Genomic DNA, 13,706 nt, shown 5'->3' on the forward strand with positions numbered 1-13,706 from the left:
GCCCCGCGCCCGGCGCCGGCGCCCCGCGCCCGGCGTCAGAGCTGTTGGAACCAGTCGCGGGCGGCCCGCACGCCGCCCTGCGAGCCGAGGGCGACCATGAGGGCGGCGCGTGCCTTGCCGGGCGCCAGTCCGCGGGCCCCGATCGCGCCGACGCGTCCGGCGAGGCCCGCGATGAGCGGCAGCTCGGCCAGGTCCACCGGGCGGGTGTGGCACCGGGAGGCGATGACCACCGGAATGTCCTCCTCGATGAGGTCGCCGATGGCTACCAGGAGGTTGCCGGGAACGTTGAACATGCCGGTGCCCTCCAGCACGATCCCGCGGGCACCCCGGTCGACGGCGGTGGTCAGTAGTGCCGGTTCGATGCCGGGGTAGGTCTTGATGAGCGCGACCTCGGATTCGGCTTCGCCGTCCGGCTCGGGTGGCCGGGGCGGCGGGGTGCCGAGCGGTTCGACGCGCGAGTCGACGATCCGTCCGATCGGGGCATGGGGAGCCGAGGAGAACGCGGCGATGCCGGCGGCGTCGACCAGCGTCACCCAGCGCGCGGCGTGCAGCTCATCGTTGAGGCATGCCGCGACGCCGGCGCCGGCGAGGGTGGGATCGGTGGCGGCGGCGATGGCGCCGGCGAGGTTGCGTGGCCCGTCGGACGAGAGGTCGTCCAGCGGGCGCATCGCACCCGTGATGACTATCGCCCCCTGCCGGGCGGCCGGCCCGGCCAGCAGGTCGATGAGGAAGGCGGTGTCTTCGAGGGTGTCGACGCCGTGCGTGATGACGACGCCGGCGAAGCCGTCATCGAGGATCGCGGCGCGGGCCCGGCGGGCCAGTGCCATCATCGTCGCCGGGGTGGTGTCCCAGCCGGGTTCGGACAGGACGTCCTCGACGCTCACGTCGGCGTCCGGCAGGTCCGCGCCGATGGCGTCGAGCAGCTGCGCCCCGGACGCGACGTCCTCGTGCCCCGGGCGGCGGCGGTAGGCGATGGTGTCCTTGTTCGCGAGGAGCAGGATCCGCTCGGCCACGTGTGGTCTCCCTCTATCCGGTAGTCCCTGCCGCGGCGCCGGCCGGGGCGGACCATGCCGCGCCGGCCGGCGCGCGTGGTCGGTCGGTGCCGGGACTCAGGCCCCCGGTGCCGGGTTCACCCGCTCCTCCAGCCGCTGGATCCGGTCGAGCAGCGGCTGCAGCTGCTGGCTCATCACGGCCGCGAGCGCCGTGGTGTCCGCCGCGCCGGCGGCCGAGGACGCCTGGGCGCGCAGGTGCACGTAGCCCGCGAGGGCGGCGACGACCCCGCGACGGGTCAGCCGCAGCTCCGCGCCCAGTGACCGGAGAATCTGACCGGCCGTGCCGTCCGGCTCGGCGACCAGCCCGATGAGCAGGTGCTCGCACCCGACGTAGTTGTGCCCGAGGGCGGTGGCCTCGGTGACGGCCAGCTCCAGCGCATTGGCGGCCGGTCCGGTGAAGCGCTGCGACTGGCCGGCCCCGGACGGGTCTGCCACGGCCGAGCCCGCTCCGGACGCGCCCGCTCCGGCCGGGCTCGCTCCGGACGCGTCCGCCTCGGTCTGCTGGTGGCGGGCGAGCTCGCTGGCGATCTGGTCGGGCCTGATCTCCAGGGCGCGTAGCACCTGCACTGCCAGGTTGCCGCCCTCGTCGAGGATTCCGCCGAGGAGGTCTTCGCTGCCGACCATGGTCGATCCGGCCGTGCGTGCCCGCTCGGCGGCGAGCCGCAGCGTGGCGCGGGCGCGGGCGGTGAAGTTCGGCAGCCTCGCGGCGAGGGCGGCGTCGTCCAGGTCGCCGAGGGCCGTTTCCCGGATCGCGGTGACGCGGCGCACCGCCTGCTCCAGTGCCCGCTGGCAGATCGCGGAGACGGGCACGCCGCTGTCCCTCACGGCCTCGGCGAGCTCATCGGGCAGATAGACGTTGATCTTGGGCATCACGGGGTCCTCCCTCGTCGCGCAAAGGTGTACCCCTTGTATACCCCCACTGGGGTTATCTGTCGAGTCCGGGATCTCCGGCGGCCGTTGTCGGATGCCGGCGGAGCGCGCGGCCGCTGTCCGGGCGGAGGGCCTTCCGTACGGGAATCAGCGCAGGGCGAGCAGCCAGCGCGCGCTCTCCACATGGCGCGGCGTCCCCACGCCGCCCCGGATGGCCCACACCACGGTCTGCGCCAACGTCCAGTCGCGGGCGCGCTCCCGGTCGATGTCCAGTTCCGCGCTCAGCCGGTCCAGTCGCAGGCGCAGCTGCCGCCGGCTGTGGCCGAGCTCGTAGTCGCGCACGATGGGGGCGATGGCGAACGCCCGCTCGCCGACCAGCGGCTTGGGGTCGATGGCCAGCCATGGCTGCCGGTCGGCGCTCAGCACGTTGTAGGAGTGCAGATCCTGGTGCAGCAGCACGTGCTCGTCCGGGCCGTCAACGAGCCCGTCCAGCAGGTCGCGGGCCGCGTCGACGAGCCGGCGCTCGCACGGCCGGCCGGCCCGCTCCCACTCCGGCATCAGGTTCTCGGCCCACCGCCGCGCCTCGTCCGACAGCGGAGTGAACGGCTCCGCCGCCGGCTTCGACAGCACCGGCAGCAGGTCGACGAAGACCGACAGAGCGTTGTCGAGGTCGGCCCGCGCCAGATAGTCACCGGGGGCGCAGTGCTCGACCAGCAGCGCGCAGCGCCGCTCGTCGTGGGCGAGCAGGCGCACCACGCCGTTGCCGTCCCAGTGCCGCAGCGCCGCCGCCTCGTGTTCGCTCTCCCGGTCGGGAAACTGGAGCTTGAGCACCGCCGTCGACGAGTCCGGCAGGGTGGCGGGCAGCACCAGGGAGACCTTCGAGTCGCCGTACGGCTCGCCGATGCGCAGCGACCAGTCGGATACCACCTCGGCCAGCGTGTCCGGCAGCGCCGCCAGCCACTCCCGACCCGCGTCGGTGCCGCGCAGCCGGCCGAGCGGCTCGGGCGGCTTCAGGGACCGAGGGTCGTAACCCCCCATGCCCTGATCCTGCCCAAGCCGGCCGCCGCGCGCGTCGATTCGGGCCCGATACCCGGGCTCGCTCGGGTGACCGGGCCCGTGCGCCCGGCGGGTTATCGCCCGGGATGCGGCGCTGTGGCGCCTTCGGGCGGTTCGGTGGCGGGCGGTTCGGCGGCAGGCGGTGCGGCGGCAGGCGCGGGTGCCCCGGTGTAGGCGGCGGTCACCCGGTCCGCCGCCGCCCGCGCCTCGGTCGGGTCGGTGCCACCCGCGATGCTGGCGTCGCACCATCCTCGGCTGCTGGCCGCCATGAACTCACGCCCCTGCTCGGAGGCCACCCAGGTCGCCACCTCGGCCGGGTCCAGCGCGGTGCCGCCCGACGTGAGGTGCAGGGCCAGGCCCATGATGATCGAGTCCCAGCCGATGCCCACCGCGCCCGGCCCGAATTCGGCCCACCGCTGCTGGTCGAGGGGGGCGATGTGCTCGATCTCGAGGCGGGTGCCGCCGCTCGGCGCGGGGTCCAGGCGCACCTCGATCCAGCTGACCTCGCCGCCGAACTCCCAGGTGGCCGCGAAGCTCTTCGGCGGGTCACACTGCTGGACGGTGCCGCCGGCCTGGCCCTCCAGCTGGTAGTGGCCGCCCAGGCGCAGGTCGCCGGAGATCGGCAGGAACCAGCGGGGGATGCGCTCGGCGCTGGTGCAGGCGTCCCAGACGTCGTCGATGGGCGCGTCGTAGGTCTGCGTGAGGGTGACCGTGCGCGCCTCGCCGGCGTCGAGCGTTCGCGAGCCGACCTGCCGTCGGACGGCGTTGATCTGGGTGGTGACGTCAATCATTGAGCCTCCTCGGATCTGACCTGCCGGATCTCATCCCGGCTCAACGTAACAGCGCTGGCTTATATAAGCCAGACCTATAATAAGCGCGGGGCCGACCCCGAGCGGTCGGCCGTTGATCGACCCGTTGCCCTACGCTGGACGCGGCCCAATCGCCAACCCCTCAGCAACAAGCGGTCCTCGTGACCTGCCCGCGGAAAGGAGTCCCATGAGCGGCCAGCCGGAGACGCTCGAGTTCCAGGCAGAGGCTCGCCAGCTTCTGCAGTTGATGGTGCATTCCATCTACTCCAACAAGGACATCTTCCTGCGTGAGTTGATTTCCAATGCCTCCGACGCGCTGGACAAGCTTCGACTCGAGTCGCTGGTCAACAAGGAGTTGTTGGTCGACGCGTCCGACCTGCACATCACGATCGAGGTAGACAAGCAGGAACGCACGCTGACGGTGCGCGACAACGGCATCGGCATGTCTCGCGACGAGGTCGTGACGCTGATCGGCACCATCGCGAAGTCCGGCACGGCCGAGCTGCTGCGCAAGATGCGGGAGACCAAGGACGCCGCCTCGCAGGACCTGATCGGCCAGTTCGGCGTCGGCTTCTACGCCAGCTTCATGGTCGCCGACAAGGTGACGCTGGTGACGCACCGGGCGGGGGAGAGCGGCGCCACCCGCTGGGAGTCCACCGGCGAGGGGACGTACGAGATCTCCTCGGTCGACGACGCGCCGCAGGGCACCGCGGTCACGCTGTACCTCAAGCCCGAGGACGCCGAGGACCACCTGTTCGACTACGCGGCGGACTGGAAGATCAAGGAGATCGTCAAGCGATACTCCGACTTCATCGCCTGGCCGATCCGGATGGACAACGAGCGCACCGACGCCGAGGGCGTGACGACGCGCGAGATCGAGACGCTCAACTCGATGAAGGCGCTGTGGGCACGCCCCCGGGACGAGGTCAAGGACGACGAGTACAAGGAGTTCTACCGGCACATCAGCCACGACTGGAGCGACCCCCTCGAAATCGTCCACATGAAGGCCGAGGGGACCTTCGAGTACGAGGCGCTGCTGTTCATCCCGTCCCACGCGCCGTTTGACCTGTTCATGCGGGAAGGCAAGCGCGGGGTTCAGCTCTACGTCAAGCGCGTGTTCATCATGGACGACTGCGAAGAGCTGATGCCGGAGTACCTGCGCTTCGTCAAGGGTGTGGTGGACGCGCAGGACCTGTCGCTCAACGTGTCGCGCGAGATCCTGCAGCAGGACCGGCAGATCCAGCTGATGCGCCGGCGCCTGGTGAGGAAGGTGCTCTCGACGGTCAAGGACCTGCTGACCAGCAACCCCGAGGGGTACCACACCTTCTGGACGCAGTTCGGGCGGGCGGTCAAGGAGGGACTGCTCAACGACCACGAGAACCAGAAGGCGATCCTCGACATCGCCTCGTTCGCGTCGACCCACGACGGGGGGAAGGACACCACTCTCGCCGAGTACGTGGCGCGGATGAAGGATGGGCAGCAGAGCGTCTACTACATGACGGGCGAGTCGCGACCGACGCTCGAGAACTCGCCGCACCTCGAGGCCTTCCGCGCCAAGGGGTACGAGGTTCTGCTGCTGACCGACCCGATCGACGAGATGTGGGTCGAGTCGGTCCCCGAGTACGACGGCAAGCGGCTGCAGTCGATCGCGAAGGGGCAGGTCGACCTCGACACCGAGGACGAGAAGAAGGACGCCGAGCCGCAGCGGGAGCAGCAGAAGAAGGACTTCGCCGCGCTGCTGTCCTGGATGGGCACGGCGTTGCGGGACTCCGTCAAGGAGGTGCGGCTGTCCTCCCGGCTGACCACCTCGCCGGCCTGCATTGTCGGGGACGCGCAGGACGTGACGCCCACGCTGGAGAAGATGTACCGCGCGATGGGTCAGGAGGTGCCGCAGGTCAAGCGGATCCTGGAGGTCAACCCGGCGCACCCGCTGGTGACCGGGCTGCGGGAGGCCCACGAGCGCGGCACGGACGGCGACGACGGGGCGCTGGCCGAGACGGCCGAGCTGCTGTACGGGATGGCGCTGCTCGCCGAGGGCGGCGAACTCGGCGATCCGGCCCGGTTCACCCGCCTGCTGGCGGACCGGCTGGCGCGCACGCTGTAGTGCGGTGGGGCCCCGGACGCGCGATGTCCGGGGCCCCACCGCGTCGACGACGCGCAGGCGTGGCTGGCCGACTCGGCGCGCCACGCTCTGCTCGCCGTTCCCGACACCGGACCGGCGCGGTAGCCGACTCCGGTCCGCCGAGAGCGGGCGGAGTGCGATACCCCGAACAATGAGCCGATCTGCCGCATCGTGAGCTTCGTGCGCCGGTGCCTGGCGACCAGCGGGCGGGTAGGGATCTCCTCCACCGCGAAGTGATCCACTGTGGACCGCCTTTGGAGTCTGCGAGACGTCCCTTAGCGATCCATATCGTGCCAATGGCCGCGGCCCGCCGCCGGGGCCAGTTTTCGTGGCCGATGCGGCCGTTGACATTGGCCGAGGCGACTCATAGGGTTTCGTCACTACCGGCCGAACGTCATCCGATATCTCGAACAGAACGTCAAGGCTCCCTAGAGTTTGACCGACCGTCGCGCCCCGGGCAATGGTTGGCTGCTCGATGGTGTGCGGGCAACTGTCATGGCAGCCGCCGGTTCTCCCGACTCGCTGCCACAGTGTCGCGGCGTCGTTCGGATCGACCGGACTGTATGACGCGGGGCCGCAACCCATGAGGAGGGAACGGTGTCTGCAGAACAGCCCGAACGGCCGCGGTTCGACCGTCGTGTCTTCCTGCGAGCCGCGGGTGGGGCGACGGCCGGCGCGGTGGCCTCGGCCTACCTCGCCGGACCGGCCCAGGCCGCCTCCGACGCGGGAGGTGCCGCGCCGGACGCGACGACTCCGGTGCTGACCGGGCCGGTGAACGCCGGGGCGTTCACCTCAACGGGCAACCCGGTCGTCACCAGCATCTACACCGCCGACCCGGACGCATTCGTCTACAATGGACGTTTGTATCTCGACACCGACCGGGATGAGGCGCCGCTCGGCTTCGGCAACTTCCGGATGCGTGAGTGGCACCTGTACTCGACCGACGACCTCAAGCACTGGACGGATCACGGCCCGCGGCTGACGCTGGACGACATCCCCTGGGCCAACGCCAACGCCTGGGCGCCGCAGATGGTGGAGAGGGACGGCAAGTTCTACTGGTACCTGCCGATGCAGCAGGCGTCGTCGGGCGCGATGACCGTCGGCGTGATGGTCGGCGACTCGCCGCTCGGGCCCTGGACCGACCCGCTCGGACACCCGCTGATCGACGGTTCCGTGGCCAACCACAGCGGGTTCGACATCGACCCGACGGTGCTGGTCGACGACGACGGGCAGGCATACATCTACTGGGGTTCGTTCGGCTCACCGCGCGCCGCCAAGCTCAAGAGCAACATGATTGAGATCGACGCCCTGGGCGGCCCGGCCGCTGGGGGCGGCGCGATCGGCCCCCGGGCGACCGGGAAGATCGGCAACGCGGTCAAGCTGAGCGGCACCAGCGACTACGTGAACCTCCCGTCGAACATCACCGCCGGCCTCAACGACTTCACGGTCGCCACCTGGATCAACCCGGCCGCCCTGACCACCTGGACGCGCATCTTCGACTTCGGCACCGGCACCGGCGTCTACATGTTCCTCACCGTCAGCGCCGGGGCCGCGCCGCGGTACGCCATCACCACCGGCGGCAACGGCCGCGAGCAGCAACTCAACGCGACCAGTCCGCTGGCCACCAACGCCTGGTCGCACGTGGCGGTGACCGTCACCGGCAACACCGGCACGCTCTACATCAACGGCAACCCGGTGGCCACCAACGCGAACATGACCCTGCACCCGGCCGCCCTGGGCAACACCAACCAGAACTGGATCGGCCGCTCGCAGTTCGGCGACCCGTTCCTGAACGCCACCATCGACGACTTCCAGATCTACAGCCGGGGGCTGTCCGCCGCCGAGGTGCAGGCGCTGGCCGGCGGAGCGCCGGGCACGGGCGACGTCGCCAACTACAAGTTTGACGAGGCCAGTGGCGCGACCGCGGTCGACTCCTCGGGCAACGGGCGCGATGCCACCATCATCTCGCCGGTGGTCAATGTGCTCACCCCGCAGGGCCTGACCGGGTACTGGGAGGCGCCGTACCTGTTCAAGCGCAACGGCCTGTACTACCTGGCGTACGCCCGGGGGAACCCGGCCACCGGGGGCAACCCGGCGAGCATCGACTACGCGACGGCCACCGCCCCGATGGGGCCGTGGACCTACCGGGGCCGGATCCTCGACACCGTCACCAACACGACCACCAACCACTCGGCGATCGTGCAGTTCAACGGCCAGTGGTACATCGTGTACCACAACGGGGCACTGCCCGGCGGTGGCGAGTTCCGCCGGTCGGTCTGCATCGACAAGGTGTTCTTCAACGACGACGGCACCATCCAGAGGGTGGTCCAGACGTTGGGTGCGGCCGCCCTGGCGCCGGTCGCCTGGTACCGCTTCGACGAGACCAGCGGTGCGGCGGTCGCCGACGCCACCGGCAACGGAAACGCCGCCACCCTGGTGGGCGGGGCCGCCCGGGCGCGCGGCGTGCTGGCGGGCGCGATCAGCCTGGACGGGCAGACCGGGTACGCGGCCCTGCCCACCGGCCTGATGTGGAGCATGTACGACTTCACCATCGCCTGCTGGGTGAAGCTCAACCCCGGCACCACCTCCCCGCACATCTGGGACTTCGGCACCGGCACCAACGTGTACATGTACCTGACCCCGAACGGCGCCGGCACCGTGCGGTACGCCATCACCACCGGCGGGGCAAGCCGCGAACAGCGCATCAACGGCACCGCTCCGCTGCCGACCGGCGAGTGGGTGCATGTCGCCGTCACCAAGTCGGCGCTGACGGCCCGGCTGTACGTCAACGGCGTACAGGTCGGCCAGAACACCAACATCAGCCTGTACCCGGCCCCGTTGGGCAACACGCCGAACAACTGGATCGGCCGCTCGCAGAGTCCGGCCGATCCGTTCCTGGGTGGCCTGGTCGACGACGTGCGCATCTACCAGCGTGGCCTGCCGCCGAGTGAACTGGCCGGCCTCATCGTCGACGGTCAGGTCGCCGGGCTGCTGGACTACGTGTCCGCCCAGCCGTACGGCGCCGGTGCCACCAACTCGCTGACGGTGGTGCTGACCCAGGCCCAGGCACTGCTGCGGGCGGGGCGGCCCGCCGACGCGAGCGGCGTGCTGGCCGGCGACTTCCCCGATGCCGTGGGCGCGCTGCGTGGCGGGGCGCTGACCGACGCGCAGGCCACCGACCTGCTCACCCGCGGCGCGGCGATCGTCACCACCATCCAGACCAGCCTGTCCTAGTAGTTGCCAACCAACGCACAAGGAGAGGGAACGGACGCGCATGTTACGACCACGATCCAGATCCAGAGCAGTGCCTGCCGAGGAGCGTGAGCTGGCGGCGAGCCTGGCGCGGACGAACGGCCGGCGCCGGGCGCCGCGCCGGTTGGCGGCCAAGGCCCTGATCGCCTGCTTCGCGATGGTCGCCAGCATGGTGGCCACCGCCGGCACGGCGCACGCGACGTACCACCCGGGCGAGCCGGCGGGCATGGACCCCGGCACCCCGCCGTTCGTCGGTTCGGCCGACCCGGTGCCCGCACCGCCCGGGACGTTCGACCCGTCAAAGAGCGAGCTGCAGACCATCTACGACGCCGACGTGGCGGCCGGCGGCACCTCGTACTGGTTCGACCGGATCCTGGCCCGCCCCTATCTGAACGACTCCGACCCGCTGATGACCCGGGGCCGGGCGCTGTACATGTACAGCACGTCCGAGCGCCAGCTCGGCTTCCAGGCCGGCGGCACGGGCGCCAACGGCGGCGGCGGGTACGCCTACCGGCAGCCGCCCACCACCGGTGCGGCGCAGAACCTGTACACCGTGGCGGTCTCGGGCGCGACGGTCACCGAGGACACCTCGAAGCAGCTGCAGTACCCGAGCTACTTTTCCGGCGTGTACAACGCCGGCGCGCTGAACATCGCGGAGAAGAAGTTCATCACCGACAACGACGTCGCGGTCACCGACCTGACCCTGACCAACACGGGTACCACGTCGACCACGACGACGCTGACCGCCAGCTCGCCGATCGCCACCACGCCCTCGGCGGACAACTCCGAGCTGACCGGTACGGTGGCCATCCGCTACGCGCTGACCACCATCTTCCCGCGATTCAGCGGGGACGGCTTCACGGCCAGCGGCAACGCGCTGACCCGCACCGTGACGCTGGCGCCGAACGCGTCGATCAGCCTGAAGCTGCAGCTCGGCGCGATCGCCACCGAGATCCCGCAGTCGCTGACCGACTACCAGCGCTACCGCGGCTACGACCCGAACACGGCCTGGTTGACCCAGATGAAGGAGTACAACCAGTTCTGGGTGGACACCGTGCCGTACGTCGACCTGCCGGACGCGAACGTGGAGAAGATCTCCTACTACCGCACCTGGGAGAACCGGTACAACACGTTCGACGGCAACATCCCGGGCAACGACTACCAGTTCCCGGTCGACCTGGAAGGCGCGCTCGGTTACAACAACCAGATCTCGCTGACCGTGCCGATGCGGATGAACGACCTGGAGTACTGGCGCGATCCCGAGTACTCGTACGGCTCCTGGCTGTCCCAGGGTGAGGAGTCGGCGTGCCAGGCGTACCACGACAACCCGGGCAACACCGGGAACTGGAACAACACCTACGAGCAGTGGACCTCGGCCCAGGCGTGGCAGAGCTACCTGATCCACGGCGGTCCGACGTCGGTGGTGAACAACCTGGCCGAGTACAGCGACTGTGACCTTGAGGGCACGCTCGGCAAGATCGACACCAACAAGAACGATCTGATCGAGTACTCGTCCGGCACGCTGCCGGGCAACGACGCCGACTCGGTGGCGTTCAAGTACTACGGCACCCGGCCGCAGGACCGCACCGAGAGCTCGTACTGGTACGCCGGCGCGCAGGCCGCGTCGCAGGAGTACGCGCTGGTGGGCAACACCGCCAAGTCGTCGCAGATGAGCGACATCGCCAGCGGCATCAAGAGTGCCCTGCTGAACAACCTGTGGGCCAGCGGCCCGGTGACCAACACGCCGACCGGCACCGGCACGGTCGCCACCGGACCCCGGGTAACGGGGAAGATCGGTAACGCGGTTCCGCTCTCCGGTAGCAGCGAGTACGTGAGCATGCCGACCGGCATCGTCAGCGGCCTGTCCGACTTCACCATCTCGACCTGGGTCAACCCGGGCGCGAACACCACCTGGTCGCGGGTGTTCGACATCGGCACCGGTACCGGCACCTACATGTTCCTGACGGTCAACGCCGGCAGCGGTCCCCGGTTCGCCATCACCACCGGCGGCAGCGGGGCCGAGCAGCAGCTGAACGCCACCTCGCAGCTGCCGCTGAACCAGTGGTCGCTGCTGACCGTGACGCTGTCGGGCACCACCGGAACCCTGTACGTCAACGGCAACCCGGTGTCGACCAACGCCAACATGACGCTGCACCCGTCGAACCTGGGCAACACCAACCAGAACTGGATCGGCCGCTCCGCGTTCGGGGACCCGTACCTCAACGCCAAGGTGGACGACTTCCAGATCTACGACCACGCCCTGCCGGCGACCGACGTGCAGGCGCTGGCCGGTGGGCAACCGGGCGCGGGCAACGTGGCGTCCTACAAGTTCGACGAGGCCAGCGGCGCGACCGCGACCGACTCGTCGGGCAACGGCAAGAACGCGACCATCATCTCGAGCACCAAGCCGACGGTCACCTGCCCCGGCGGCGTGTTCCTGCAGAAGGACCTGACCACCGGCAACCTGGTCTGCTGGAAGGACCAGCAGAACTTCACACCGTTCATCAACGGCATCCCGCCGGACACCGCCGAGTACACCCAGGCGCTGCGGTACTACGCCAGCTCCGCGGATTTCCCGATCTTCCCGGTGTACACCGCCGACCAGGCCGACCAGGCCGCGGACATCGCCTGCGCAGCCTGCTCGCAGGGCACCAACAACTTCTCGAACATCAACGCCACCCTGCAGGCGATGCTGTACTCGTCGGCGCTGCGCAAGTACCCGTCGCAGTACATCACGCCGGACATGTACCGGCAGCTGATCGAGTGGTTGGCCTGGAACGAGGACATCAACGGCAACAACCAGTTCCCGGACAACAACGAGTACTTCTTCAACTGGAACCCGACGACCCAGACGCTGGGCCGCTCCGGTATCCACGACGACGTGCTCGGCTCCTTCAACTGGATGTTCTTCCAGGACATCGCGGGCCTGCAGTCGCGGCTGGACAACCAGGTGGAGCTGTACCCGATCGACATGGGGTACGACCACTTCACCGCCAACAACCTCAGCTACCACGGCAGCAACCTGACCATCGTCTGGCAGAAGCCGGGCGGGACCGTCTACTACCCGAACGCCCCGATGGGGTACTCGCTGTACATCGACGGCAAGCGCGCGTTCACCGTCGACGACCTGGCCCACGTGACGTGGAACTCGGCGACCGGCGCGGTCACCGTGAACGACGGCAGCGCGACGCAGGTCTCGGCGCACGCCGCCGTGCCGCTGAAGACGGCCACCCAGGTGAGCCTGTCAGACAACGCGCGAATGGTGGACAGCTTCCAGAAGGCGGGAGTGGACATCTCCTCGACCACCGGCGGAGTGACCAACCTGGCCCAGGGCAAGACCGCCACGGCCTCGTTCACCACCACCACCCCGGCCTCGCAGCGCACCAGTCCGGCCAACGCGGTGGACGGATTCACCATCAGCGGCCTGCCGGTGACGTCGGGCTCGTACGTCGGCACCAACCCGATCTGGGGCGACGTGGGCTCGCCCAACGCCCAGGACTGGTTGCAGGTGGACCTCGGAAAACCGACCCAGATCAACAATGTGAAGCTGTACTTCTACAGCAACAAACAGTTCGGCTCCGGCGGCAACACCTACCGAGAACCGAGCTCGTACTCGGTGCAGTACTTCGACGGTACGAACTGGGTCGACATACCGAACCAGGCGCACTCGCCGGGTACGCCGCAGGCCAACTACAACGAGGTCGACTTCGCTCCGGTCACCGCGCAGCAGGTACGGGTGCTGATGACCCGGCAGACCGGCTTCGCGGTCGGGCTCAAGGAGGTCCAGGTCGAGAACGTTCTCGACTGGCAGGGCTTCTCGGGCCGGGTCGGCGACGAACCGACGGTGAACTCGGCGCCGGCCGGCGCCGCGGTGCCGGTCAGCTTCGGGATCGGCGGTGACCAGGGCACCTCGGTGCTCGCCGGCTCCCCGCAGTTCCAGCCGATGTACTGCGGCACCGACACGCCCAGCGGCCCGGCGGTGTCCGAGCTCAGGTCGGCGGGGCTGCACTACGACCCGGCGACCAAGCAGTACGTGTACACCTGGCAGACGGACAAGGGCTGGAAGGGCACCTGTGGCCAGCTGGACCTCAAGCTGAGCGACGGCACCACCCACAGCGCGACCTTCTCGTTCTCCTGATCCGTTTTCCTGGGTCGTGCTAGCGCGACCCAGCCGAGAGGCCCGGTGCCGGTGGGTGGAATGCCCGCCGGCACCGGGCATCCGCGCTTCCCGGGTCGGGAAAACGGCCCAAAAAAGCGAATGAATGTCCGATATACCGAACAACATCCGGCACGGGCGGCCTACCGCTCGTGCCGCTCCCGCTCTCGACCGAGCCCGGGATCGGACCGGTCGATGGCCGGCGAGACCGCAAGCGTAGGCGAAAACCCTTGCCCGCAAAGGGGGGCGGGCCAACCCGAAGGCATTGACAGCCGGCCGTCGATGGGCCAGCCTATGCACACACGTTATGCGCGTGTTCAGTATTTCGAACACGGGCGGCCGATAGCGGCCTGAGCCAAGCGTCGGCACCGCACTGACTGACAGGAGTT

General features: G+C 69.4%; 7 protein-coding genes and 1 pseudogene. 3 read left to right on the forward strand and 5 right to left on the reverse strand.

From position 1 onward, the window contains the following. Positions 1-35: 35 nt before the first annotated feature. The 4 genes from ABEA87_RS39145 to ABEA87_RS39160 form a co-directional block, all read right to left on the reverse strand. Positions 36-1,013, reverse strand: a complete 978-nt coding sequence (locus tag ABEA87_RS39145; protein WP_345638533.1) for an asparaginase — start codon at positions 1,011-1,013, stop codon at positions 36-38. A gap of 96 nt (positions 1,014-1,109) precedes the next feature. Next, positions 1,110-1,922: a Clp protease N-terminal domain-containing protein gene (locus ABEA87_RS39150; RefSeq protein WP_345638535.1), complete on the reverse strand. Its 813-nt coding sequence runs from the start codon at positions 1,920-1,922 to the stop codon at positions 1,110-1,112. A gap of 147 nt (positions 1,923-2,069) precedes the next feature. Continuing rightward, positions 2,070-2,960, reverse strand: a complete 891-nt coding sequence (locus tag ABEA87_RS39155) for an aminoglycoside phosphotransferase family protein (protein WP_345638537.1) — start codon at positions 2,958-2,960, stop codon at positions 2,070-2,072. A gap of 92 nt (positions 2,961-3,052) precedes the next feature. Then, on the reverse strand, positions 3,053-3,769 hold the full coding sequence (locus ABEA87_RS39160; protein WP_345638539.1) for an SRPBCC family protein: 717 nt from the start codon (positions 3,767-3,769) through the stop codon (positions 3,053-3,055). Positions 3,770-3,974: 205 nt separating this feature from the next. Here ABEA87_RS39160 and htpG point away from each other — a divergent pair, with 205 nt between their 5' ends. After that, on the forward strand, positions 3,975-5,891 hold the full coding sequence (gene htpG / locus ABEA87_RS39165; protein ID WP_345638541.1) for a molecular chaperone HtpG: 1,917 nt from the start codon (positions 3,975-3,977) through the stop codon (positions 5,889-5,891). Between the two features lie 137 nt (positions 5,892-6,028). Here htpG and ABEA87_RS42820 read toward each other — a convergent pair. Continuing rightward, a pseudogene (locus ABEA87_RS42820) lies at positions 6,029-6,112 on the reverse strand (IS5/IS1182 family transposase); the annotation flags it as partial. A 394-nt stretch (positions 6,113-6,506) separates the two neighbouring features. Between ABEA87_RS42820 and ABEA87_RS39170 the strand changes: the two are divergent. Beyond that, on the forward strand, positions 6,507-9,143 hold the full coding sequence (locus tag ABEA87_RS39170; protein WP_345638543.1) for a LamG-like jellyroll fold domain-containing protein: 2,637 nt from the start codon (positions 6,507-6,509) through the stop codon (positions 9,141-9,143). Between the two features lie 70 nt (positions 9,144-9,213). After that, positions 9,214-13,299, forward strand: coding sequence for a LamG-like jellyroll fold domain-containing protein (locus ABEA87_RS39175; protein WP_345638545.1), 4,086 nt, complete (start codon positions 9,214-9,216; stop codon positions 13,297-13,299). The last annotated feature ends 407 nt before the right edge of the window (positions 13,300-13,706 follow it).

The organism is Rugosimonospora acidiphila (assembly GCF_039543385.1).
Lineage (GTDB): Bacteria > Actinomycetota > Actinomycetes > Mycobacteriales > Micromonosporaceae > Rugosimonospora > Rugosimonospora acidiphila.

Coding starts and splice junctions, on each gene's coding strand:
- ABEA87_RS39150 (WP_345638535.1), bottom strand. CDS start 1,922: ATGCCCAAGATCAACGTCTATCTGCCCGATGAGCTCGCCGAGGCCGTG.
- ABEA87_RS39155 (WP_345638537.1), bottom strand. CDS start 2,960: ATGGGGGGTTACGACCCTCGGTCCCTGAAGCCGCCCGAGCCGCTCGGC.
- ABEA87_RS39160 (WP_345638539.1), bottom strand. CDS start 3,769: ATGATTGACGTCACCACCCAGATCAACGCCGTCCGACGGCAGGTCGGC.
- htpG (WP_345638541.1), top strand. CDS start 3,975: ATGAGCGGCCAGCCGGAGACGCTCGAGTTCCAGGCAGAGGCTCGCCAG.